20 protein-coding genes are annotated in these 22,446 nt (G+C 74.8%); 11 read left to right on the forward strand and 9 right to left on the reverse strand.

Annotated features, from left to right (window positions below):
• Positions 1–4 precede the first annotated feature (4 nt).
• On the forward strand, positions 5–532 hold the full coding sequence (locus IE177_RS10970; RefSeq protein WP_190015010.1) for a gamma carbonic anhydrase family protein: 528 nt from the start codon (positions 5–7) through the stop codon (positions 530–532).
• Positions 533–576: 44 nt separating this feature from the next.
• On the opposite strand, the gene IE177_RS10975 is transcribed toward IE177_RS10970, so the two are convergent.
• Both IE177_RS10975 and IE177_RS10980 read right to left on the reverse strand, forming a co-directional pair.
• Complete coding sequence (locus IE177_RS10975; protein WP_190015011.1) at positions 577–1,221, reverse strand: DedA family protein; 645 nt, start codon at positions 1,219–1,221, stop codon at positions 577–579.
• A gap of 141 nt (positions 1,222–1,362) precedes the next feature.
• Complete coding sequence (locus IE177_RS10980) at positions 1,363–1,815, reverse strand: DUF4442 domain-containing protein (protein WP_190015012.1); 453 nt, start codon at positions 1,813–1,815, stop codon at positions 1,363–1,365.
• A 127-nt stretch (positions 1,816–1,942) separates the two neighbouring features.
• On the opposite strand from IE177_RS10980, the gene IE177_RS10985 reads away from it, so the two are divergent.
• On the forward strand, positions 1,943–3,001 hold the full coding sequence (locus tag IE177_RS10985; RefSeq protein ID WP_190015013.1) for a DUF8017 domain-containing protein: 1,059 nt from the start codon (positions 1,943–1,945) through the stop codon (positions 2,999–3,001).
• 3 nt (positions 3,002–3,004) lie between these two features.
• Here IE177_RS10985 and IE177_RS10990 read toward each other — a convergent pair whose 3' ends face one another.
• The 3 genes from IE177_RS10990 to IE177_RS11000 form a co-directional block, all read right to left on the reverse strand.
• The gene (locus tag IE177_RS10990) at positions 3,005–3,856 is read right to left on the reverse strand and encodes a spermidine synthase (RefSeq protein WP_190015014.1); all 852 of its coding nucleotides are present in this window, start codon (positions 3,854–3,856) and stop codon (positions 3,005–3,007) included.
• Between the two features lie 35 nt (positions 3,857–3,891).
• Positions 3,892–5,064 (reverse strand): elongation factor Tu, encoded by a 1,173-nt coding sequence (gene tuf, locus IE177_RS10995; protein WP_190015015.1) that lies wholly within the window; start codon positions 5,062–5,064, stop codon positions 3,892–3,894.
• Positions 5,065–5,328: 264 nt separating this feature from the next.
• Positions 5,329–6,051, reverse strand: a complete 723-nt coding sequence (locus IE177_RS11000; RefSeq protein ID WP_190015016.1) for a DNA alkylation repair protein — start codon at positions 6,049–6,051, stop codon at positions 5,329–5,331.
• A 245-nt stretch (positions 6,052–6,296) separates the two neighbouring features.
• On the opposite strand from IE177_RS11000, the gene IE177_RS11005 reads away from it, so the two are divergent.
• On the forward strand, positions 6,297–7,448 hold the full coding sequence (locus IE177_RS11005; protein WP_190015017.1) for a glutathione-independent formaldehyde dehydrogenase: 1,152 nt from the start codon (positions 6,297–6,299) through the stop codon (positions 7,446–7,448).
• 107 nt (positions 7,449–7,555) lie between these two features.
• On the forward strand, positions 7,556–8,329 hold the full coding sequence (locus IE177_RS11010) for a TVP38/TMEM64 family protein (protein WP_190015018.1): 774 nt from the start codon (positions 7,556–7,558) through the stop codon (positions 8,327–8,329).
• A 317-nt stretch (positions 8,330–8,646) separates the two neighbouring features.
• On the opposite strand, the gene IE177_RS11015 is transcribed toward IE177_RS11010, so the two are convergent.
• Genes IE177_RS11015 through IE177_RS11030 form a run of 4 tightly spaced genes read right to left on the reverse strand, consistent with a single transcriptional unit; the run spans position 8,647 to position 13,488 of the window.
• Positions 8,647–9,657, reverse strand: a complete 1,011-nt coding sequence (locus tag IE177_RS11015; protein ID WP_190015019.1) for a Rieske (2Fe-2S) protein — start codon at positions 9,655–9,657, stop codon at positions 8,647–8,649.
• Complete coding sequence (locus IE177_RS11020; protein WP_190015020.1) at positions 9,654–10,676, reverse strand: phytoene/squalene synthase family protein; 1,023 nt, start codon at positions 10,674–10,676, stop codon at positions 9,654–9,656. Before IE177_RS11020 ends, IE177_RS11015 begins: the two co-directional genes overlap by 4 nt.
• Complete coding sequence (locus tag IE177_RS11025) at positions 10,673–12,211, reverse strand: phytoene desaturase (RefSeq protein ID WP_190015021.1); 1,539 nt, start codon at positions 12,209–12,211, stop codon at positions 10,673–10,675. The genes IE177_RS11020 and IE177_RS11025 overlap by 4 nt, the downstream gene beginning before the upstream one ends.
• Entirely contained in the window at positions 12,208–13,488 is a 1,281-nt protein-coding gene (locus tag IE177_RS11030) for a polyprenyl synthetase family protein (protein WP_190015022.1), read from the reverse strand. Before IE177_RS11030 ends, IE177_RS11025 begins: the two co-directional genes overlap by 4 nt.
• A gap of 260 nt (positions 13,489–13,748) precedes the next feature.
• Here IE177_RS11030 and IE177_RS11035 point away from each other — a divergent pair, with 260 nt between their 5' ends.
• The 7 genes from IE177_RS11035 to IE177_RS11065 all read left to right on the forward strand — a co-directional run bounded on the left by IE177_RS11035 (position 13,749) and on the right by IE177_RS11065 (position 22,387).
• Positions 13,749–14,945, forward strand: a complete 1,197-nt coding sequence (locus IE177_RS11035; RefSeq protein WP_229815988.1) for a lycopene cyclase family protein — start codon at positions 13,749–13,751, stop codon at positions 14,943–14,945.
• A 38-nt stretch (positions 14,946–14,983) separates the two neighbouring features.
• Entirely contained in the window at positions 14,984–15,718 is a 735-nt protein-coding gene (locus IE177_RS11040; protein WP_190015023.1) for a methyltransferase domain-containing protein, read from the forward strand.
• Positions 15,715–17,295, forward strand: coding sequence for an FAD-dependent oxidoreductase (locus tag IE177_RS11045; protein WP_229815989.1), 1,581 nt, complete (start codon positions 15,715–15,717; stop codon positions 17,293–17,295). The genes IE177_RS11040 and IE177_RS11045 overlap by 4 nt, the downstream gene beginning before the upstream one ends.
• Before the next feature lie 196 nt (positions 17,296–17,491).
• Entirely contained in the window at positions 17,492–19,675 is a 2,184-nt protein-coding gene (locus tag IE177_RS11050; protein WP_190015024.1) for an MMPL family transporter, read from the forward strand.
• A gap of 112 nt (positions 19,676–19,787) precedes the next feature.
• Positions 19,788–20,984: a spore photoproduct lyase family protein gene (locus tag IE177_RS11055; protein WP_190015025.1), complete on the forward strand. Its 1,197-nt coding sequence runs from the start codon at positions 19,788–19,790 to the stop codon at positions 20,982–20,984.
• A gap of 156 nt (positions 20,985–21,140) precedes the next feature.
• Complete coding sequence (locus tag IE177_RS11060) at positions 21,141–22,016, forward strand: undecaprenyl-diphosphate phosphatase (protein ID WP_190015026.1); 876 nt, start codon at positions 21,141–21,143, stop codon at positions 22,014–22,016.
• A gap of 191 nt (positions 22,017–22,207) precedes the next feature.
• Positions 22,208–22,387: a hypothetical protein gene (locus tag IE177_RS11065; protein WP_190015027.1), complete on the forward strand. Its 180-nt coding sequence runs from the start codon at positions 22,208–22,210 to the stop codon at positions 22,385–22,387.
• The last annotated feature ends 59 nt before the right edge of the window (positions 22,388–22,446 follow it).

Raw genomic sequence — 22,446 nt, forward strand, 5'->3', positions numbered from 1 at the left:
GGTGATGACGCAGAAGGCGCTGATCGTGGGCATCGGCGGCAGGGAACCCCAGGTCGACCCGGAGGCGTTCGTGGCGCCCACGGCCACCGTGATCGGCGACGTGACGCTGCACGCCGGGGCGAGCGTCTGGTACGGGGCCGTCGTGCGCGGTGACGTCGAGCGGATCACCGTGGGCGCGAACGCGAACGTCCAGGACAACGTGACGCTGCATGCCGATCCCGGCTTCCCGGTCAACGTCGGGGAGCGCGTCTCCATCGGGCACAACGCGGTGGTGCACGGCGCGGCCGTCGAGGACGACTGCCTGATCGGGATGGGGGCGACCGTCCTCAACGGGGCGGTGATCGGCGCCGGATCCCTCGTCGCGGCTCAGGCGCTGGTGCCGCAGGGGATGGTGGTGCCGCCCGGTTCGCTGGTGGCCGGGGTGCCGGCGAAGGTGAAGAGGACGCTGTCCGAGGAGGAGCGGCAGGGGGTGACCCTCAACGGCACGATGTACGCGGACCTGGCGAAGGCTCACCGCGAGGTCCACGGGTAGGAGCGGACCGTGCTCCGCGGCGGGAGCGGGCGGGTGGGCGGGTCCTAGTCCCCGGCGCCCACGGGTTCCGCTTCCCGCTCCTGCGGCTGCGCCTTCTTCGCCTTGCGCTTCAGCACGAGCATCGACGCGAGACCGATCCCGAGGGCCACCACGAGGCCGAGGTAGGAAAACCTCTTCAGCCAGTCCTCGGCGACGACGCCGACGTAGTAGATGACGGCCGTCGTACCGCCGGCCCAGCAGATGCCGCCGAGGACGTTGGCGGTCAGGAACTTCCAGTACGGCATGTGCAGCACGCCCGCGAGAGGACCGGCGAAGATCCGCAGGAGGGCGACGAAACGGCCGAAGAAGACGGCCCACATGCCCCACTTCTCGAAGGACCGCTCGGCGGTGGCGACGTGGCCCTCGCTGAAGTGTCTCGGGAACTTCCCGCCGAGCCAGGCCAGGAGCGGGCGTCCGCCCTTGCGGCCGATCGCGTAGCCGATGGAGTCGCCGATCACCGCCCCGGCGGTGGCGCACACGCCGAGCACGACCGGGTTGACGCCCGAGTGCTGCGAGGACATGAGCGCTGCCGAGATCAGGATGATCTCACCCGGCAGCGGGATGCCCAGGCTCTCCAGACCGATGACCAGGGCCACCAGGCCATAGACGGCGGCCGCAGGTACCGAGTCGAGCCATTCCTGGACGTGCACCGCCGGTTCCTCCCGTTTCGCCGACCTACGCTCAGGGGCGGCGCACGCGGCGCCCGCCCCACAGGAAGGCTACCTGGTCGGCGGTGAGCGGCGGCAGGCCCGCGCACGAGGGGCCCCACCGGGGACCCCTCGCCGGCCGTCTCAGCTGTTGGGCCGCAGCGTCCAGACAACCGTCATCTCGCCGGTCACCGCTCCGTCCGCGCGCCGGATCTCGATCGACACCGGGAACTCGGGGCGCTGCCCCGCGTCCAGCTCGGCGACGACCTCGGCCGCCGGACGGCCGAGGGTCGCGGTCGCGGTCACCGCGCCCATCGCCAGCTTCCGGTAGGCGATCTCGGCCCGCACGGCGAGTGGCACCGCCCGCGAGAGCTGGTCGCCGAAGGCGGCCAGCACGATGGCCCCGCTGGCCGACTCCCCGAGCGTGAACATCGCTCCGGCGTGCGGGCCGCCCACGTGGTTGTGGTAGTCGCCCTGGTCCGGCAGGGACACCACGGCCCGGTCCGGGGTGGTCTCCTGGAACTGGAGGTTCAGCGTCCGGGCCATGGGCACGGTGGCGGCGAGCATCTCGCCGATCGACATCTGGTCTGCGCTCATGACCGCTAGGTTACTCACGAGTAGCCGCCGCTGGCCAGGTCCGGTTCCGGCGCCCGCCGCACTCGTCACGATCCTGACGGGTACCGGTTGCCGAACCGTGTCCGCCGCCGCACTAGGGTTACGGGCCATGTGGCCAGATCAGCAGCCGCCAGGGGGCGCGCAGAACCCGCAGCACAACCCGTACCAGCAGCCGGGTTACCAGCAGCCGAATCCGTACCAGCAGCCCGGACCGCAGCAGCAGCCGCAGGCGGGACCGTACGGGCAGCAGCAGGCCGGTCCCTACGGACAGCAGCAGGCGGACCCGTACGGGCAGCAGCCGCAGCGGGGGCAGCCGGCCCCCGCCGCGCCCGTCCCCGGACCCCCGCGGGGCGGCGGCCGCACGAAGCTGGTCGCGATCGTCGCGGCCACGGCCGTCGCGGTCGCCGCCGCCGTCACCGGCTACCTGATCCTCGGCGGCGGCTCCAAGGGCGACGAGGCGAACGGCGGCAAGGCCGGCCGGCACACCGGCCGGTCCCCCGCCGCCGACCCGGCGCCCGGCCCGGCCTCCTCGGCCCCGGACGACGACCCGCGCGGCAACGAGTCGGAGAAGCCGACCGTCGAGGGCTGGAAGGTCGTGGTGAACCCCAAGTGGGGCATCGCCTTCGACGTGCCCCCGAGCTGGCAGGTCAACACCCCGGGCACCGCGATCATCTTCGACTTCGACGACGAGAAGGAGAAGGGCATCACCATGTCGGGCACGGCGGAGTACAAGCCGTCCTGGTGCACCTCCGACGACGACAAGGACGGCCGCTCCGAGCACACCGCGCTGGCGGCGGTGGGCACCAAGGGCGCCAACAAGGCCAGGAACACGGACGAGATCGCCATCAACACTCCGGCCTGGTGGGTCTACGGCGGCTACACCGAGCCGGACAAGAAGAGCCTGTCGTGGGACCGCAAGGCCACCCCGTTCACGACCACCTCGGGCATCAAGGGCAGCATCGGCTGGGCGCAGTCGACCGGCACACCGCGCAAGGGCAAGTGCGTCACCGACGGCAAGGCGCTCACCTTCGGCTTCAAGAACGCCGCCCACAACTACGTGTCGTTCAACTTCTTCGGAGCCAAGGGCGTGCCGGGTGAGGTGCCCAGGGCGACCGTCCTCAAGGTCCTCAGCACCGTCCGGCTGCACGGCATGCCGGCGAGCGAGTGACCCTCAGGCCTGCGGAGAACCGAAGGCCCCGCCGGGTGGCTCGGGCGACGGTACGGCGTCGGCCTCCTCCACCGGCCGCGCGGAGCCGGTGAACCTCCTCACCGCCGCCCCGTGTTCGACCCGTGCCGGGAAGGCGTCCGCCGCGACCCGGCGGGCCAGTGCGGCGCTGTCGAGGGGCCGGTGCGAGGCGACGAGCACCGCGTTGCCGAACCGCCGGCCACGCAGCACCCCCGGCTCGGCGATCAGCACGAGTTCCGGGAAGACGGCCGCGAACGTGGCCAGTTGGGAGCGCAGAAAGGCGAACGGCGCCCCGTCGGCGAGGTTGGCCAGGTAGACCCCGCCGGCCCGCAGCACCCGCTCGGCCTCGCGGGCGTAGGCGAGCGTGGTCAGGTGGGCCGGCACCCGGGAGCCGCCGAAGACGTCCGCGATCAGCACGTCGGCGTGGTCGTCCGGGGCCGCTTCCAGCCAGGCCCGGGCGTCGGCCGCGTGCAGCGCGACGCCCGAGCCCGCCGGCAGCGGCAGGTGCTCGGCGACCAGGTCCAGCAGCCCCCGGTCGGCCTCGACGACGTCCTGCCGGGAGCCGGGGCGGGTGACCGCCACGTACCGGGGCAGCGTCAGCGCGCCCCCGCCCAGGTGCACCACGTCCACGGCCCGCCCGGCCCCGGCCGTGACGTCCAGCACGTGCCCGAGCCGCCGCACGTACTCGAACTCCAGGTGCGCGGGCTCGTCCAGGTCGACGTACGACTGCGGCGCCCCGTCGACCGTGAGCAGCCAGGCCCGTTCCCGGTCGATGTCGGGCATCAGCTTGGCAGTGCCGTGGTCCGTGGTCCTGGTGACGGGTATCGGTTCGTTCACCCGTCCATTGTGCGGTGGGCGCGCGTGCCCGCGCCTCAGCCGACGGAGGTCACGGTCCCGGCGCCCACGGTCCGCCCGCCCTCACGGACGGCGAACCCGAGACCGGGCTCCAACGGCACCTCCCGTCCCAGCTCGACGGTCATCTCCACCGTCTGTCCGGGCCGGGCGACCGCCGCCTCGCCGAGGTCGACGTCCCCCACGACGTCCGCGGTACGGATGTGGAACTGCGGCCGGTACCCGGTGGACAGCGGTGTCGTACGGCCGCCCTCGCGCCCGGACAGCACGTGCACCCGCGCCCGGAACCGCCGCGCGGGCACCACGCTTCCCGGGGCCGCCACGACGTGCCCGCGCCGGACGGCGTCCCGGGGCACGCCGCGCAGCAGCACGGCCACGTTGTCCCCGGCCTGCGCCTCCCGCATCGGCCTGCCGAACGTCTCGATACCGGTGACCACGGTCTCCGTGTCCGCGCCGAGCACCGAGACCCGGTCCCCGACACGGAGGGTCCCCCGTTCCACGGCACCCGTGACGACCGTGCCCCGCCCGGTGATGGTGAGCACGTTCTCCACCGGCAGCAGGAACGGCGCGTCCAGGTACCGCTCCGGCATCGGCACATAGGTGTCCACGGCGTCGAGCAGCGCCTCGACGGACGCCGTCCAGCGCGGGTCGCCCTCCAGCGCCCGCAGTCCGGAGACGCGGACGACGGGCACGGTGTCGCCGGGGTAGCCCTGTGCGGTGAGCAGGTCGCGGACCTCCAGCTCGACGAGGTCCACGAGCTCCTCGTCGGCCGCGCCGTCGGCCTTGTTGAGGGCGACGACGACGTGGTCGACGCCCACCTGCCGGGCGAGCAGCACGTGTTCGGCGGTCTGCGGCATGATCCCGTCAAGCGCGGATACGACGAGGATCGCCCCGTCGAGCTGCGCCGCGCCGGTGACCATGTTCTTGACGTAGTCGGCGTGGCCCGGCATGTCGACGTGCGCGTAGTGCCGGGTGTCGGTCTCGTACTCGACGTGCGCGATGTTGATGGTGATGCCGCGGGCGGCCTCCTCCGGGGCCCGGTCGATGCGGTCGAACGGGACGAAGGTGCCGGTGCCGCGCTCGGCGAGCACCTTGGTGATGGCGGCGGTCAGGGTGGTCTTGCCGTGGTCGACATGACCCATGGTGCCGATGTTCAGGTGCGGCTTGGTGCGTACGTAGGCCGTCTTGGACATGGCTGTCTCGTAGCCTCTTTCGGTCGTACGGGAATGCGGGACCCCGGGAACTGGCCGACCCTCCCCCTGCGGGGTCCGCCGGACGGTCCGGGAAGGGTCAGCTTCGGGCGCCGTCGACAGCGGCCACGAGGATCGGGACGGCAGCCTTCGGCGCGTCCGCGACGGCGGACGCTGCGAGGAGGAAGGCGTACCGGAACATGACGTCGATCATCGCCGACGGGCCGTCCGGCGTCGAACGGTTTTCGGGCGGGGCGCCGGCCGGGTTCAGGCGCCGGCGTTCCTCAGCGCCTCCCGCACGGTCAGCGGGGCGAACCGGCCCCGTTCCCGCGCCAGGAAGGCCCGTACGGCCTCGGGGTCGGTCCTGGCGTACGTTCGCAGGGCCCAGCCGATCGCCTTGCGGATGAAGAAGTCGGGGTGCGCGGACTGGAGCAGGCAGTAGGCGAACAGCCGGCCGGTGTCGGTGCGTTCCTTGTAGGACAGCTGGTGGAGCAGGGCCGTGCGCGCCACCCACAGGTCGCCGTCGGTGATCCAGGCGTCCATGTCCGCGGTGAGCGCGGGGCCGGCGGCGACCAGGGGGCCGACGACGTGCGCGGCGAGCAGGTCGACGGTGTCCCACCAGGAGACGGTGCCGACGAGGTGCCGGGCCACCGGGAGGAAGCCCGGGGAGCACCGGCCCACGTGCCGGCGCAGGTAGTCCACGGCGAAGTAGTGGTACTCGCGCTCGGGCAGCCGCCAGCAGCGCAGGGCGACCGCGGCGCAGTCGGCCTCGCCCGGACGCGGGGTGCCGGCCAGCACGGTGCGCGACAGGGCGCGGCGGGCGGGGGTGGGGATGCCGAGGAAGGGTGCCACGTCCTTCATGTACGTGCGCATCGTGGCGGCCCGTTCCGGATCGGCCGCGGCGGAGTAGGTGGCGGTCAGCCGGTCCAGCAGGGCGTCGGCGAGGGCGCTGGGCGGCGCCTCCGGCGGGGCCGCGCCTGTGACGGTCATGACACGAACCCTAACGTCGGCGCGCGCCCGCGGGTCCGTTCCCGGGGCCCGGCGTCGCGGTGGGCCGAACCCCTGCCGGCATGGGTTGCAACCGCTTCCGTACCGGCGTTCCCTGGAAGTACCGGCGGTGAAGCGAGCGCATGGGGCCACGGCGCGGTCCGGAGGCCTGCGCCTCCCCGCGCGTCTCCTCGGCAGCGGCCCCCTCTCGCCGCCGCCGTCCAGCGCTCGACGCGGAGGTGACACAGGTGAAAGCCGTCGTCTACGAAGAACCCTTCAGTGTGGTGGTGAAGGACGTCGAGGACCCTTCGATCCAGCACCCCAACGATGTGCTCGTGCGGGTCACCTCGACCGCCATATGCGGCTCGGACCTGCACATGTACGAGGGCCGCACGGCGGCCCCGTCGGGCATCGTCTTCGGGCACGAGAACCTCGGCATCATCGAGGAGGTCGGCAGCGGCGTGACCTCCCTGTCCGAGGGCGACCGCGTCGTGATGCCCTTCAACGTCGCGTGCGGATTCTGCAAGAACTGCCTCATCGGCAAGACCGGCTTCTGCCTGACGGTCAATCCCGGATTCGCCGGCGGGGCCTACGGATACGTGGCGATGGGCCCGTTCATCGGCGGCCAGGCCGAGCGGCTGCGGGTGCCGTACGCCGACTTCAACTGCCTGAAGCTGCCCCCGGGCGAGCAGTTCGAGAGCGACTTCGTACTGCTCGCCGACATCTTCCCGACCGGCTACCACGGCTGTGAACTCGCCCAGGTCTCCCCCGGCGAGTCGGTGGCCGTCTACGGTGCCGGGCCGGTGGGGCTGATGGCCGCCTACTCCGCGCTGCTGCGCGGGGCGTCGAAGGTCTTCTCCGTCGACCGGGTGCCCGAGCGGCTCGCCAAGGCGGAGGAGATCGGAGCGATCCCCATCGACTTCACCAAGGGCGACCCGGCAGCGCAGATCAAGGAACAGACCGGAGGTGAGGGAACCGACAAGGGCGTCGACGCCGTCGGCTACCAGGCCCAGGCGCACGACGCCAGCCACGAGGAGCCCGCCGTCGTCCTGAACTCGCTGGTCGAGACGGTGCGCCCGACCGGCATGCTCGGCGTGCCGGGGCTGTACGTGCCCTCCGACCCGGGCGGTCCCGACGAGCACGCCAAGCACGGCCAGCTTCTGGTCTCCATCGGCCGGATGTTCGAGAAGGGCCAGCAGATGGGCACGGGTCAGTGCAACGTCAAGCGGTACAACCGCCAGCTGCGCGACCTGATCATCGCCGAGCGGGCCAAGCCCAGTTTCGTGGTCTCCCACGAGCTGCCGCTGGACCAGGCACCGCAGGCGTACGAGAAGTTCGACAAGCGGATCGAGGGCTACACCAAGGTGGTGCTGCACCCCGGTCACGCTCTCGCCGCGTGAGGCGGACACGGGGTCCCGGGCGCCGGCGGTGCCCGGGACCCCGTGCTGGGACGGTACTGCGACACACTTGACGGCGATCACACACGTCCGTCGGTTAGTGTCACCGGATGCTCGATGCCACCAACCGCTCTGGGGGCACCGCCACGGCCTCTCCCCGGGCCGCCGCCACGGAGTTCACCGTCCCCGTACCCCCCCTGCGCCACGCGGGACTGGCCGCGCGCTGCTCGCGTGCCGTGCTGTCCCCGTACGCGCGGCTGTCCCTGCTGCTCGCCCTGCTCGCGGGCGCCGCCGCGTGCGTGCTGCTGTTCCAGCCGCAGCGGCTGCTCACGCACGGCTGGCCGCCACAGCTCGGCGGGGCCGCGGCTGCCGTCGTCTTCGGGGCGGCGTACGGGCTGTGCACCGTGGCGTTCGTTCCGCGCCCCTTGCTGAACCTGGCGGCCGGCGCCCTCTTCGGATCCCAGCTGGGTCTGGCGACGGCGCTGGCCGGGACGGTGCTCGGGGCCGGGGTGGCCTTCGGGCTGGGCCGCCTCCTCGGGCAGGACGCGCTGCGCCCGCTGCTGCGGGGCCGCTGGCTGAAGGCGGCCGACGGGCAGCTCAGCCGGCACGGGTTCCGGTCCATGCTGGCGGCCCGGCTCTTCCCGGGCGTGCCGTTCTGGGCGGCGAACTACTGCGCGGCCGTCTCCCGCATGGGCTGGCCGGCGTTCCTGCTGGCCACCGGTCTCGGCTCGATCCCGAACACGGCCGCCTACGCGGTCGCCGGCGCCCGCGCCTCGGCGCCGACGTCCCCGGCCTTCCTGCTGGCGATGGCCTGCATCGCCGTACCCGCGCTCGTGGGCGCGGTCGTGGCCTGGCGCAAACGCCACCACCTGCGCGGCTCCTGAGCACCGCCGGCCACCTCCCGAACCGACTCGCGACAGCCCGCCGACGGCACCGCTGCCACCGGGGCCCGCTCCCGGCACGCACCGCCCGCACTGGTGGGCCGCGACCGGGAAGCCGACGGGCAAGCCGCCACCGCAGGCCGTCTCACCCCGGGAAGGCCCGGCGCCGGTTCGGCACGGGACGGGTCACCGCGGCAGAGCGGAGCCCGGCCGGCCGGACCTCGCGCTGCACGAGCGTGGTCGGCGGAACGGGCCCCGGGCACCCGCTCGGGGCGGCGGGTTCGCCGACATGCGGGGGCAAGCCGCCGCCGCGGGCCGTTTCACCCCGGGAAACGCCCCTCGGCCCGCAAGGCCCACCGCCGTTCGGCGTAGGCGAGGTCGTCTCGCCACAGCCGGCCCGCCGCGTAGCGGATCGCGGGGCGCAGCAGCGGAGCCGCCCGCCGTGCCAGGGCGAAGCCCGGCCGGGCGGAGGTGGCGACGACGGCCTCCACCACAGCGGTGCGCGGCCTGCCCCGCGGGTCGGGGCCGAGCGGGGTCGCATGGGTCTCCACGACGGAGCCCTCGCCCTCACCGTGGGTGATGCGCATGACGACCGTGCGCGGCCCGGGCGCCGTGAACACCGCGCGGACGGGGACGACGAGCCGGCCGGCCACCTTGAACGAGACGTCCACCGTGAACGCGTCCTCCCCGTCACCTCGTTCGGGAGAACGCACGACGGTGAGGTCGACGAAGGAGTACGGGTGGAACCACGCCCCGTGCCAGGGGTCGAGGCGGTTGGCGACCACGTCCTCCGGCTCGCACACGCCCGTCCCGGTGTAGACGGACGCCAGCGCGCCGGCCGCGGCGGGCCGGGCCGGCACCGGCGGCCGGGCGGTGGGCTCCTCGCCCCCGGCGTCGTCCAGCCGCACCCACAACAGCACCCCGTCGTCATGGGCGGGCCAGGGGTCCCAGCCGCCGAACGGCGTGCCGTCCAGTGCGAGTCCGTGCCAGTGGCACACCAGGACGCCGCAGCGCACGGGGCTGTCCCCCAGGGGCGCGCCGAGGTGGGGGCAGGCGCCGGGGCCGGAGACGAGGCGGCCCCGCCCGTCCCGCCAGAGCACCACTTCCCGGCCGGCGACGGTCCGGGCCAGCGGCCGGTCCGGGCGCAGGTCGCGGGAGGCGCCGACGACGAACCAGTTGCCGGCCGGCCGCCCCTGCGCCCGCTTGAGCGCGTCGGCGATGGTCGCGGGCCGGGCCTCGCGCCAGGTCGGGCGCTGGCGCTCCCAGGCGACGGGGACGCGACGCAGGCGCAGCGGCAGGCGTGCGCGCCGGGGCGGGTGGGCGGACGTCACGCGGCCTCCTTCCAGGGGCGGCACGGATGCGGAACGCGAGGGGGCGCGGGGGTGGGCGCCCGCCGTGCGGCGAGGCGGGCCGCGGTCACCCGCAGCAGGCCGTCGGCGGCGACGAGGGCCCGGCGCCTGCGGGGCACTACGGCACGGCGGTGCAGTACCGCGAAGCCGTCGGCGGCGACGGCGTCCAGGATGGCGCCGTAGAGCACGAACGCGGTGCGGATGCAGGGCCGGGCGACGGGATCGAGCATCGGCAGGCCGGGCGCCGCACGCCGGTACGCGGCGCGGGTGAGGGCCTCGAAGGCGCGCAGCGCCGAGGTGACCCGGCGGTCGGTGCGGCCGCTGTCCCGGCAGCGGCGCAGCAGTTCCCGGTCGACTCCGTGGGCGGCGAGCAGGTCCTGGGGGAGATAGACGCGGCCGCGGTCGAGGTCCTCGCCGACGTCCCGCAGGAAGTTGGTCATCTGGAAGGCTACGCCCAGTTCGGCGGCGTACGGGGCGGCCTCCGCGCGGGGTACGACGGTGCCGAGGACGGGCAGCATCTGCAGGCCGATCACCGCCGCCGAGCCGTGCATGTAGCCGCGCAGCGCACCCTGGTCGGCGTACTCGGTGACGGTCAGGTCGCTGCGCATGGAGGCGAGGAAGTCCGTGAAGTGACGGTGGTCGATGGCGTACCGGCTGCTGGTGTCCGCCAGGGCGGCGACCACCGGCGCCGTTCCCCGGCCGCTCGCGAGGCCCTGGGCCAGGTCGTCGCCGAGCCGGTCCAGGGCGGCGGCCCGTCGTGCCGTCTCCCCATCGTCGCGCGGGCCGGGGCCGGGGCCGTCGCCGAGCGCGTCGACGATGTCGTCGGCCCAGCGGGCGAAGCCGTACAGGGCGTGCACGGCGGGGCGCCGGTCGGCGGGCAGCAGCCGGGTGGCGAGGAAGTAGGTGCGGCCGTGCCGGGCGTTCAGCGCGCGGCAGTCGGTGTAGGCGGTGCGCAGGAACGGGTCGGTGATGCCGGCTGCGTCCAGTTCTCGGGCGGTCACGGGCGTACTCCCTCAAGCGGCCGGCGGGCGCTCCTGGTGGCGGCGCCGGGACCGGGCCGTCCGGTGATGCGGGCGGCGGCCAGCTTTCCCGACAGCAGCACCGGCGGCACGCCCACGCCGGGTGTGGTGCCGCAGCCGGCGAGTACGGCGTTGGCGGTGCCGCGCACCAGGTTGCGCGGGCGGAAGGGACCGGTCTGGGCGAAGGTGTGCGCGGCGGAGAAGGGCGTTCCCGCGGCATGCCCCTGCGCACTCCAGTCGGCGGGGGTCACCAGGCACTCCGCCTCGATGGCCGACCCGATGCCCGCCAGGCCCCGGCGGTCGAGCTCGCGCAGCAGGCTGTCGCGGTAGCGGGGGGCGAGGGTGGACCACTCGGTGACGCCCGGACCGATGTCGGTGTTGGGGCAGGGGGCGAGGACGTAGTGCAGGTGCCGGCCGGGCGGGGCCAGGCCGGGATCGGTCGCGGTGGGCCGGGTGATCAGCAGGGAGGGGTCGCTCATCAGCTCGCCGGTGCGGGTCAGTTGGCGGAAGGTGCCCCGCCAGGCGCGGCCGAAGGAGAGGGTGTGGTGGGCCAGCTCCGGCCAGGTGCGGTCGCAGCCGGCGTGCAGGACCACCGCGGACGGTGCGTGCCGCAGCCGAGCCGGGCGGCGCGGGGCGCGGCCCAGCAGGCGGTAGGTCACCGGCAGGTCGGGGGTGAGGACGACGGCGTCGCACGGGATGCGCTCGTCGTCGGTGACCACGGCGGTGACGCGCTCACCGGCGCGTTCCAGGCGGGTCACCTTCTGCCCGTACCGGAACTCCGCCCCGGCCCCGGCCGCGACGTCGGCCATCGCCCGGGGCAGGGCGTGCATCCCGCCGCGCGGGAAGTACACGCCTGCGACGGTGTCCATGTAGGCGATCACCGCGTAGGCGGCCATGGCCCGCTCGGGCGGGACGCCGGCGTACAGGGACTGGAAGGTGAAGACGCGGCGCAGCCGTTCGTCGCGCAGGTGGCGGGCGACGCACGCCTCCCAGCGGCCGAAGCCGCCGAGCGCGGCGAGCCGTACCAGGCCGGGGGTGAGCAGTTGCAGCGGCGAGTCGAAGTCGGCGTCGAGGAAACGGCCCCGCTCGGCCCGGTACAGCTGTCGCAGCCAGTGCCGCAGCCGTCGGTAGCCGGCGGCGTCGGCGCTCGAGGCGAACCGTTCGATCTCCGCCTCCATCGCCTCGGCGTCGGTGTGCACGTCCAGGGTGCTGCCGTCGGCGAAGCGCGCCCGGTAGGCGGGGCGCAGCTCGATCAGGTCGACGCGGTCGCGCAGCGAGGCGCCGACCGCCGCGAACGCCTCGTCGGCGATGTCCGGCATGGTGAGCACCGTGGGCCCGGTGTCGATCCGATAGCCGCCCAGCTCCAGTCGTCCGGCGCGGCCGCCGGGTTCCGCACCGCGTTCGACGACGGTGACGCGGCGGCCGGCTCCGAGCAGGTGCAGCGCGGCGGACAGGCCGGCCAGTCCGGCGCCGACCACGACCACGTGGTCGGTGGGTCCCGCGATCGTCCGGGTCACCGGCCCGCCTCCGTCGCGGTGGCGGCCGGCGCGGTGGCCGGCGGTCGGCCGGCCGGTTCGGGCACCTGGGCGCGGCAGCCGGTGATCTCGGACAGCAGGCCGCGCAGCCGGGCCGCCGCGCCCGGCGCCAGGACGGGCTCGTGGAGGTGGTGCAGGCACTGTTCGGTCAGCCGGGCGATCCGGGTCTCCACCAGTTCGAGGGCCCCCGTGGTCCGCACGACCTCCCGTACGTCGGCCAGTTCGCCGTCGGTGAGGTCGGCGCGGCCCACCGCGTAGCGCAGTACGCCGAGCGCGGTGCGGTCGCCGGCGCCCGTGGCGAGGGCCCGGGCCACGGCCAGCGGATAGGAGGGTTTGCCCTCGCGCACGTCCCCGCCGGACGGCTTGCCGGTGACGCGGGGGTCGGCGAAGAGGTCGTCCAGGTCGTCCCGCAGCTGGAAGGCGAGGCCCGCGCTGCGTCCGGCGCGGCGCAGCGTCCCCGCGGTGGCGGCGTCCGCTCCGGCGAGGACCGCGCCCAGCTCCAGGGGCCGCTCCACCGTGTACAGGGCGCTCTTGAGGTACGCGGCACGCATCGAACGGGCCATGGAGTGGGCGGAGGTGGCCTGGCCGTGCACGTCGAGGTACTGGCCGGCCACCATCTCGGTGCGCAGGCCGCGCCACACCCCGGCCAGCCGGTGCGCGGTGCCGTCCGGCAGCGCGGGATCCCGCAGTACGCCGGTCAGCGCGTCGTCCGCCCAGGCCAGGGCGAGGTCGCCGGCGAGCATCGCGGCGGACGTGCCGAGCCGGTGGGCGGCGGCCTCCGGAACCGTACCGGTGTACTGGCCGGCCACGTCGGCGTGCAGCGCAGGGGCGCCACGGCGGGTGGGGGCCCGGTCCATCAGGTCGTCGTGGACCAGGGCGCAGGTCTGGATGAGTTCGAGCGCCGCGGCCGTCCGCAGTGCCACGCGCACCTGAGCGGTGTCCCCGCCGCCGCACGCGCGCAGGGACCACCACAGCATCCTGGCGCGGATACGGCGGCCGCCGCGCCGGGTGAACCGGTCGACCCGGTCCGCGATGTCGCCGGCGAACACCGGGTCGAGGCCCCGGCATTCGGCGAGCCGCCCGGCGAGCAGGTCCCGCAGCTCCCGGGCGACGGCTCCCGGCACGTCGTCGTCGACGGCGCGGGCGTCGCGCGGGACCGGCTCGCCGGCCTGCCCCCCGCTGGCGTGCGGGCCGGCCACGACGGACGGCCTGCGCGGCGCGGCCGCCGTGGGACGGCCGGTCGCCTGGATGGAACACATCGCGGATCCTCTCGCCGGTCGGGAGACGGGCCGGCACCCGGTCCCTCACCTGTTGCCTGCGTTGCCTGCGTCTGCATCGCCTGCATCGCCGTGTCGCTTCCTCGTCACACATTCCGCGTGGATCACCCCGCCGGATGCGCCGTTCGGTGGACATGCCGGCGGGGTGGGTGCCCAGCCGCGCGACACGCTCCCGCCTGCATCCGCCGGCGCCCGCGGACGGGAAGACTGGCCGGGTCGACGGGCCCGCGAAGGGAGTCGCCGTGGACGTGGAGTCGGATGTCGCCGTCGTGGGCGCCGGGGCCGCCGGGCTGTCGCTGGCCCTGCGGCTGGCCCGGCCGCCCGCGGGCGCGCGCCCGGTGACGGCCGTGCTGCTCGCGGCGCCGCCGGGGCCGTTCCGTGCGCCGCGGCGCACGTGGTGCTACTGGGAGGAGGGGGCGGGTCCCTACGACGGGGCGCTGACGGCCTGCTGGCAGCGGCTGCGGGTGCGCCCCCGCGACGGCCGGGCGGTGAACGCCGCCATCGCACCGCTGCGCTACAAGATGCTGCGCTCCGACGCCTTCGAGGAACTGGCCGGCCGGCTGATGGCGGGGAACGCGCGGGTGCGGACCGTCGAGGCCGTCGTCGAGCGGGTCCGGTCCGTGCCGGGCGGCGCTGTGGTGCACGCCCGCGGGGCCGGCGGCGGCCTGCTGACCGTGCGCGCCCGCTGGGTGTTCGACTCCCGGCCGCTCCCGTGCCCGCCGCCGGCCCGCACGACGCTGCTGCAGCACTTCCGCGGCTGGTTCGTGCGCACCCGCCGACCGGTGTTCGATCCCGCCACCGTGGAGTTGATGGACTTCCGCACGCCGCAGCCCGCGGACGGGCTGTCGTTCGGCTACGTGCTGCCGACCGGTCCGCGGGAGGCGCTGGTCGAGTACACGGAGTTCTCCCGCCGGGCGCTCGGCCGCGAGGCGTACGACCGCGCGCTCGGCGACTACACCGCCCGGATCCTGCGGATCGGCGACCACGAGGTGACCGGGTGCGAGCAGGGCGTGATCCCGATGACGGACGCGCACTTCCCCCGGCGCACCGCCGCGTGCGTGTTCCGGATCGGGGCCGCGGCCGGAGCCACGCGCCCCGCCACGGGCTACACCTTCAGTGCCGTGCAGCGCCAGGCCGACGCGGTGGCCGCCGCGCTGCACTCCGGGCGCCCGCCGCTGCCGCCGCGCGCCCACCCGGCCCGCTCCCACCTCATGGACGCCGTGCTGCTGCACGCTCTCGACCACGGCCGGGTGGACGGCCCCGCCTTCTTCACCCGGCTGTTCACCCGGGTGCCCGCACCCCGGCTGCTGCGTTTCCTGGACGGGCGCACCAGCCTGGCGGAAGACCTGTCCGTCGGCCTGCACGTGCCCGCCGCCGCGATGCTCGGCTCGGCCCTCGCCCTGCCGTTCGCCCGGCGCCGCGGCGCCCCCGCCGTCTGACGACCCGACCCGACCCGACGACCGATTGCGGAGATCGCATGACCCTGCTGCGCGACGCCGACCTGGCCGCCGCCTTCGACCACGCCGCCCGCAGCTACGACACACTGGTGGCGGCCAACCCCGGTTACCACGCCCACCTGCGGCGCTCCGTGCGGCGCCTCGGCCTGCCCCGCGGCGGCGCGGGCCTGAGCGTGCTGGACCTCGGCTGCGGCACCGGGGCCTCGACGGCGGCGCTGGCCGCCGAGCTGCCCGGCGCGGCCATCACCGCCGTGGACGCGTCGGCCGGCATGCTGCGGCGCGCGGCCCGGCGGTCGTGGCCGCGGCCGGTGCGCTTCGTGAACGCCCCGGTGGAAGGCCTGGCCGAGGCCGGGGTGCACGGCCCGTTCGACGCCGTCTTCGCCGCCTATCTGCTGCGCAACACCGCCGATCCCGACGCCGTGCTGGCCCGCGCCCACCGGCTGCTCGCGCCGCACGGCCGGCTCGCGGTGCACGAGTACGCGCTCAGCGGACGGGCGGCGCACCGGGCGGTGTGGAGCGCGGTGTGCGGCGGTCTCGTCCTGCCGGTCGCCACGCTGCTCGGGGACGGGCCGCTCTACCGGCATCTGTGGCGCAGCGTCGTCACCTTCGACACGGCCGGGCAGCTGGCCCGGCGGGTGCGGGGGGCCGGGTTCGAACGGGTGCGGGTTCTTCCGCTGCCGGGCTGGCAGACGGGCATCACCCACACGGTCGTCGCCCGCCGCCCGTCGTCCGGCAAAGGGAAGGCGGGGCGGTGACCGGCCGGCGTCCGTCCTTCGTGCCCGGCTCCGGCACCACCCGCCCCGGCCGGGACCGGCTGGCCCGGCTGCTGCCCGCACCGCCCGGCGCGGACCGGGCAGACGGAGCCGGCGCGCCGCGCGCGGCCGTCGTCGGCGGCGGCATCGCCGGACTGGCCTCGGCCACCGCGCTCGCCGAGCGCGGGGTGGAGGTCACCCTGTACGAGCGGGACGCCCAGCTCGGCGGGCGGCTGGCCGGGTGGCCCACGCGGCTGGCCGACGGCACCACGGTGACGATGAGCCGTGGTTTCCACGCCTTCTTCCGGCAGTACTACAACCTGCGCGCCCTGCTGCGCCGTACCGACCCCGCCCTGTCCCGTCTGACCGGGCTGCCCGACTACCCCCTGCGGCACGGCAGCGGCCGGCGGGACAGCTTCCGGCACGTGCCGCGCACCCCGCCGCTCAGCGCGCTGGGGTTCGTGGCGCTGAGCCCGTCGTTCCGTGTGCGGGACCTGGCCCGCATGCACCCGCGCGCGGCGCTGCCACTGCTCGACGTGCGGGTGCCGGAGGTGTACCGGCGGCTCGACCACGTCAGCGCCCACGACTTCCTGGAGGCGATCGGTTTCCCGCCGGCGGCGCGGCACCTGGCCTTCGAGGTGTTCTCCCGCAGCTTCTTCGCCGATCCCCGGCAGCTGTCGGCCGCCGAGATGGCGCTGATGTTCCACGTCTACTTCCTCGGCTCGGCGGAGGGCCTGCTGTTCGACGTGCCCGGTGAGCCGTTCCCGCAGGCGCTGTGGGACCCGCTCGCCGGACGGCTGCGCCGGCTCGGCGCGCACGTGCGCACGGGCACCGCGGTCGAGGGGGTCCGCGTCCTGTCCTCGGGCGGCTTCCGCGTGACCGCCGCGGGCGCCGAGGAGCCGTACGACGCCGTCGTCCTCGCCCTGGACCCGGCGGGCCTGCGCGCACTGGTGGCCCGCTCGGACGGGCTCGGCGACGACGAGTGGCGTGAGCGGGTGGCGCGGTTGCGCACCGCCCCGTCCTTCCTGGTGTCCCGCCTGTGGCTGGACGCGCCCGTGCGCGCGGACCGGCCCGGGTTCCTCGGCACCGGCGGACACGGCGCCCTGGACAACGTCAGTGTGCTCAGCGGCTGGGAGGGCGAGGCCGCGCGGTGGGCCGCCCGCACCGGCGGCTCGGTCGTGGAACTGCACGCGTACGCCCTGCCCGAGGACACCGACCGCGCCACCACGCAGAAGGCGCTGCTAGCCGAGCTGCACCGGCTGTATCCGGAGACGGCCCGGGCCCGGGTGGTGGACGCCCGTCACGAATGGCGGGCCGACTGCCCGCTGTTCGCCGTGGGCGGCCACGCCGACCGGCCGACGGTGGGCACCACGGTGCCCGGCCTGGTCGTCGCCGGCGACTCGGTCCGCACCGGTCTGCCGGTGGCGCTGATGGAACGGGCGGCCACCAGCGGGTTCCTCGCCGCCAACGAGCTGCTGGGCCGGTGGGGACTGCGGGGGCACGACCTGTGGACGGTGCCCGGCCGGGGCCGCTCGGGCGCCCTGCGGTGGGTGGCGGGGCGCGCCGGGGCCGGCCGGTGAGAGCGGGCGGGCGGTGGCGCGGGGCCACGGCGCCCCGCGGCTGACGGGCGCTCACGCCGACGGCGGGTGGGAGACCGGTGCATCCGAACGGTACGGGGCAGCCGTAGGCAGGGGTGGCGGCGCTGCCCCGCACCGGATGCGGTGCGGGTGCCCTACGTCCCCCCGCCGTCACTGCTGATCCGATCAGAGGAGACCGATGTCCTCCCAACGGCGTGCCCGCTGGCTCGTCCCCCTGGTGCTGCTCGTCGTCTGGCTCGGCGCGGGCGCCGCGTTCGGGCCGTTCGCCGGGCGGCTCGGGGAGGTCGCGACCAACGACCAGACGGCGTTCCTGCCGCGCAGCGCCGAGTCGACGCGCGTGTTGCGCGAGCAGGAGGCGTTCCGGCAGCAGGAGTCGCTCGCGGCGATCGTGGTGTGGACCGGCCGGGACGGCGGGTCCGTGGCCGCGGCGCGACCACGGGCGGCGAAGGCGCTCGCCTCGCTGGCGGGCGACCCGGCGCTGGCCGGGCGGGCCGCCTCGCCGCCGGTCGTCTCGGACGACGAACGGGCGCTGCAGGCGGTCGTACCGCTGCGCCCCGACCTCGGGGACCGGCTGCCGGCCGCCCTGGACCGCGTCCGGGAGGCGGCCGGCCAGGTGCCCGGCACCACCGTGCTGCTCGCGGGACCCGCCGCGAGCCAGGCCGACCTGTCCGACGCCTTCGCCGGCATCGACGGGCTGCTGCTGGTGGTCGCCCTCGTCACCGTGCTGGTGATCCTGCTGCTCGTGTACCGCAGTGTGCTGCTCCCGCTGCTGATCATCCTGGGCGCGGTGTTCGCGCTGGGTGTGGCGTGTGCCGTGGTGTACGCGCTGGCCTCCGACGGCCTGGTCCGCGTCGACGGCCAGGTGCAGGGCATCCTGTCGATCCTGGTCATCGGCGCCGCGACCGACTACGCCCTGCTGCTGACCGCACGCCACCGGGAGGAACTGGAGGCCGGCCGGGACCGGTTCGGTGCCGTGCGGGCCGCCGTGCGCCGCTCGGCGGGCGCGGTGGTGGCCAGTGGCGCCACCGTCGCCGCCGGTCTGCTCGCGCTGCTGCTGAGCGACCTGACCAACAACCGCGCGCTCGGACCGGTCGGTGCCGTCGGCATCGTCTGCGCGCTGCTGTCCGCGCTGACCTTCCTGCCGGTGGTGCTGGTGCTGCTCGGCCGGGCGGCGTACTGGCCGGCCGTACCGGGGCGGCGGACCGGAGCCGAACGCGGCCGGCGGTTGTGGGAGCGCGTGGCGGACCGGGTGGACCGTTCGCCGCGCCGGGTGTGGGCCGCCGCGCTGGTGGCCCTGCTGGCCTGTGCGGCCCCGGCACCGACCCTCGTCTCCAAGGGCGTGCCCCTGGACGAGATCTTCGTCGACGACGCGCCGTCGGTCACCGCGCAGGCGACGCTGGCCCGGCACTTCCCCGGCGGGTCGGGGAACCCGGCGCTGGTCACCGCCGACGCCGGGCGTCTGCCCCAGGTGCGCTCCGCCGCGCGCGGCACGCCGGGCGTCGCGTCGGTCGCGCCGCTGACCGGTGCCGGGCGGCCCGGCGGGCCGGGGGAACCGCTCGTCGCCGACGGGCGTGCGCTGCTGTACGTCACCCTGGACGCGGGCGCGGACAGCGACGCGGCCCGGGCGACCGTGCCCCGCCTGCGCTCGGCCGTGCACGCGGTGCCCGGAGCCGACGCGCTGGTCGGCGGGTACACGGCTCAGCTGTACGACACCCAGCAGACCGCGCGGCACGACCGGACCGTCATCGTGCCGGTCGTGCTGGCCGTCATCCTCGTGGTCCTGGCGGGGCTGCTGCGGTCACTGGTGGCGCCTGTGCTGCTGGTGGCCACGGTGGCGCTCAGCTTCCTCGCCACGCTGGGCGTGTCCGCCCTGGTCTTCGAGCACCTGCTCGGATTCAGCGGCACGGATCCGTCGGTGCCGCTGTACGGGTTCGTGTTCCTGGTGGCACTCGGTGTGGACTACAACATCTTCCTGATGTCCCGGGTCCGCGAGGAGTCCCTGCGGCTCGGGGTGCGCGAGGGCGTGCGGCGCGGGCTGGTCACCACGGGCGGGGTGATCACCTCGGCGGGTGTGGTGCTGGCGGCCACGTTCGCGGCGCTCGTCGTGATCCCGCTCGCCTTCCTGGTGCAGATCGCGTTCATCGTGGCCTTCGGCGTGCTGCTGGACACCCTTGTGGTCCGCTCCCTTCTGGTACCGGCCCTCGTGCGGGACCTGGGCCGGACCGCCTGGTGGCCGGGCCGCCTCAGCCGCGCGGAGCCCGAACACCGGCGGACGGCCGCGCCCGCACCCGGCGGCGCTCCGGTGAACGGCCGCCCGCGGCGGGGGGCGGCGGACGCCGAAGGCGGCCGCCGGGCGCCGTGAACGGACGGGTCGGAACGCCCCCGCCGGTCGCGTCCGGGACTTCGCGCCGGCCGGCCGCGGCTGCGTACAGTGAAGGTATGCAGGCTCAGCACGGACCCCGGGCGCAGCGCGGATGAGGCCTGGTTCCTCCGCCCTGCCGGACGACTGCGACGCCCTGTTCGGTCTCGACGCGCTCGGCGGCGGTACGGCGGCGGGAGCGGGCTCCGAGCAGCCGCCGGCCGCCGGTCCGCTCTTCCGCGACTCGGCCGCCGCCCACCGGTTGCTGCCCGTGCGGACCGTCTACGCGGAGCCGGCGGCGGCCGACTCGCCGCGCGGGCGGCAGATCCTCGCCCGTTACCCCGCCGCCCGGGTTGTCCCGGTTGACTCCCACTGGCGCGTTCCGGAGCTGCACGGCAACGAGGGGAACGTCGAGCGCTGGGTGCGGGTGAAGGGCGAGACCCTGGTGCTGGGCGAGCGCAAGACGCTGACCACGCGTCCCAACGGGCGGTCCGCCGACTGGATCGCCCCCGGCCCTTCCAACGGCTGCGCGATGGCCTGCGTCTACTGCTACGTGCCGCGCCGCAAGGGGTACGCCAATCCCGTCACCGTCTTCACCAACATCGAGCGGATCATCGCCCACCTGGGGCGCCACATCGCCCGGCAGGGCCCCAAACGGGAACCCAACCAGTGCGACGAGTCGGCCTGGGTCTACGACGTCGGCGAGAACGGTGACTGCTCGGTCGACGCGCTGATCAGCGACAACACCGCCGACCTCGTGCACGCCTTCCGCCAGTGGCCCACCGCCAAGGCGTCCTTCGCCACCAAGTTCGTCAACCCGGACCTCCTGGCCCTCGACCCGCGGGGCCGCACCCGCGTCCGCTTCTCGCTCATGCCCGCCGACGACTCCCGGCTGCTGGACGTGCGGACGTCCCCCGTGGCCGACCGCATCGCCGCCGCGGCCGACTTCCTGGACGCGGGGTACGAGGTGCACTTCAACCTCTCTCCCGTGGTCCTGCGGCCCGGATGGCGGGAAGCGTGGGGGGAACTGCTCCGGCAGCTGGACGACGTCCTTCCCGAGCGGGTCAAACGGCAGGCGGCCGCCGAAGTGATCATGCTGACCCACAACCGGGAGCTGCACGAGGTCAACCTCGGCTGGCATCCCCGCGCCGAGGAGCTGCTCTGGCAGCCGGGCCTCCAGCAGGGGAAGCGCTCCGAGAACGGGGCGCTGAACGTGCGTTACCGCAACGGCGTGAAGGCGGACGCCGTCGACGCCCTGAGGCGGCTCGTCGCGGCGCACGCACCCTGGCTGCGCATCCGCTACGCCTTCTGACGGGCCCGCCGGCGCCGGGGGGCGGCAGGCGGACGGGCACGAGCGGGGGACGGGCACTGCGCCAGCCCCCGTTGCCGCGCCGTCACCCGCGCCCGCTACGCTGCGCTCGTCACATGATCATCACTTTTCCCCTCAGCGCTTGGACGCCGTACCTCCATGTCTTGGTTTGAATCCCTCGTCCTCGGCCTCGTCCAGGGGCTGACCGAGTTCCTGCCCGTCTCCTCCAGTGCGCACCTGCGGCTGACCGCGGCGTTCTCGGGCTGGGAGGACCCGGGAGCGGCCTTCACGGCGATCACACAGATCGGCACGGAGACCGCGGTGCTGATCTACTTCCGCAGGGACATCGGCCGGATCGTCTCCGCCTGGTTCCGCTCGCTGTTCAGCAAGGCGATGCGCCAGGACCACGACGCGCAGATGGGCTGGCTGGTGATCGTCGGCTCCATCCCGATCGGCGTGCTGGGTCTGACGCTCAAGGACCAGATCGAGGGGCCGTTCCGGGATCTGCGGGTCACCGCCACGATGCTCATCGTCGTCGGTCTGGTCATCGGCGTCGCCGACCGGCTGGCCGCGCGGGACGAGACGGGCGGCCGGCACCGGGCGCCCAAGCAGCGCAAGGCGCTCGAGGACCTGAAGGTCAAGGACGGCCTCGTCTTCGGCCTGTGCCAGGCCTGTGCGCTCATCCCGGGTGTCTCCCGCTCCGGAGCGACCATCAGCGGTGGCCTGTTCATGGGCTACCGGCGCGAGGCCGCAGCCCGCTACTCCTTCCTGCTGGCGATCCCGGCGGTGCTCGCCTCCGGCGTCTTCGAGGTGAAGGACTCGGTGAGCGAGGGCCATGTCGCCTGGGGCCCCACCCTGTTCGCGACGGTGATCGCCTTCGTCTCGGGCTACGCGGTCATCGCCTGGTTCATGAAGTGGATCTCCAGCAAGAGCTTCATGCCGTTCGTCTGGTACCGCGTCGCCCTCGGCGTCGTCATCATCGCCCTGGTCTCGACGGGCGCCCTGAGCCCGCACGCGGCGGAATCGGCGAGCTGACCCCGGGCCGCCCGCGTCCCGTGGCTGTTTCGGACAACTCCCGGCCGGCAACCCGGCCGGGCATATGCCGCCTGGGCTGGGCGGACGACGGGCACCGCACGGGCGGGACGGGTCCGGCGGTGACCAAGCCCATACCTTCTGTGTAGTGACGCGGTAGCGCAGTGTCAGTGCTTGCCCCTAGGCTTGTCCGCATGTCCCCCGATTCCATGCCCCCTGGTTCCGTGCGGTCTGCTGCCGAACTGAACGAGCAGATCCGGGCGTTGTGGCTACGTGCGGGCGGCACCCTGTCGGCCCAGGAGCGCGCGGAGTACGAGTCGCTGGTCGTCGAGTGGGCGGCGGCGATCCGCATCAAGGTCATCGAGGCCGCCTGACCGGCAGGGCCGTCGCCGCCCGGAACGCTGACGTCCGTGCCGAACCGGCGGCCGCGGCC

Source organism: Streptomyces lucensis JCM 4490, assembly GCF_014650035.1.
GTDB lineage: Bacteria > Actinomycetota > Actinomycetes > Streptomycetales > Streptomycetaceae > Streptomyces > Streptomyces lucensis.

Bases quoted from the DNA above. Each gene is read 5' to 3' on its own strand.
- IE177_RS10970 (WP_190015010.1), top strand. From the start codon at position 5: ATGACGCAGAAGGCGCTGATCGTGGGCATCGGCGGCAGGGAACCCCAG.
- IE177_RS10980 (WP_190015012.1), bottom strand. From the start codon at position 1,815: ATGAGCGCAGACCAGATGTCGATCGGCGAGATGCTCGCCGCCACCGTG.
- IE177_RS10985 (WP_190015013.1), top strand. From the start codon at position 1,943: ATGTGGCCAGATCAGCAGCCGCCAGGGGGCGCGCAGAACCCGCAGCAC.
- tuf (WP_190015015.1), bottom strand. From the start codon at position 5,064: ATGTCCAAGACGGCCTACGTACGCACCAAGCCGCACCTGAACATCGGC.
- IE177_RS11000 (WP_190015016.1), bottom strand. From the start codon at position 6,051: ATGACCGTCACAGGCGCGGCCCCGCCGGAGGCGCCGCCCAGCGCCCTC.
- IE177_RS11010 (WP_190015018.1), top strand. From the start codon at position 7,556: ATGCTCGATGCCACCAACCGCTCTGGGGGCACCGCCACGGCCTCTCCC.
- IE177_RS11030 (WP_190015022.1), bottom strand. From the start codon at position 13,488: ATGTGTTCCATCCAGGCGACCGGCCGTCCCACGGCGGCCGCGCCGCGC.
- IE177_RS11040 (WP_190015023.1), top strand. From the start codon at position 14,984: ATGACCCTGCTGCGCGACGCCGACCTGGCCGCCGCCTTCGACCACGCC.
- IE177_RS11050 (WP_190015024.1), top strand. From the start codon at position 17,492: ATGTCCTCCCAACGGCGTGCCCGCTGGCTCGTCCCCCTGGTGCTGCTC.
- IE177_RS11055 (WP_190015025.1), top strand. From the start codon at position 19,788: ATGAGGCCTGGTTCCTCCGCCCTGCCGGACGACTGCGACGCCCTGTTC.
- IE177_RS11060 (WP_190015026.1), top strand. From the start codon at position 21,141: ATGTCTTGGTTTGAATCCCTCGTCCTCGGCCTCGTCCAGGGGCTGACC.
- IE177_RS11065 (WP_190015027.1), top strand. From the start codon at position 22,208: ATGTCCCCCGATTCCATGCCCCCTGGTTCCGTGCGGTCTGCTGCCGAA.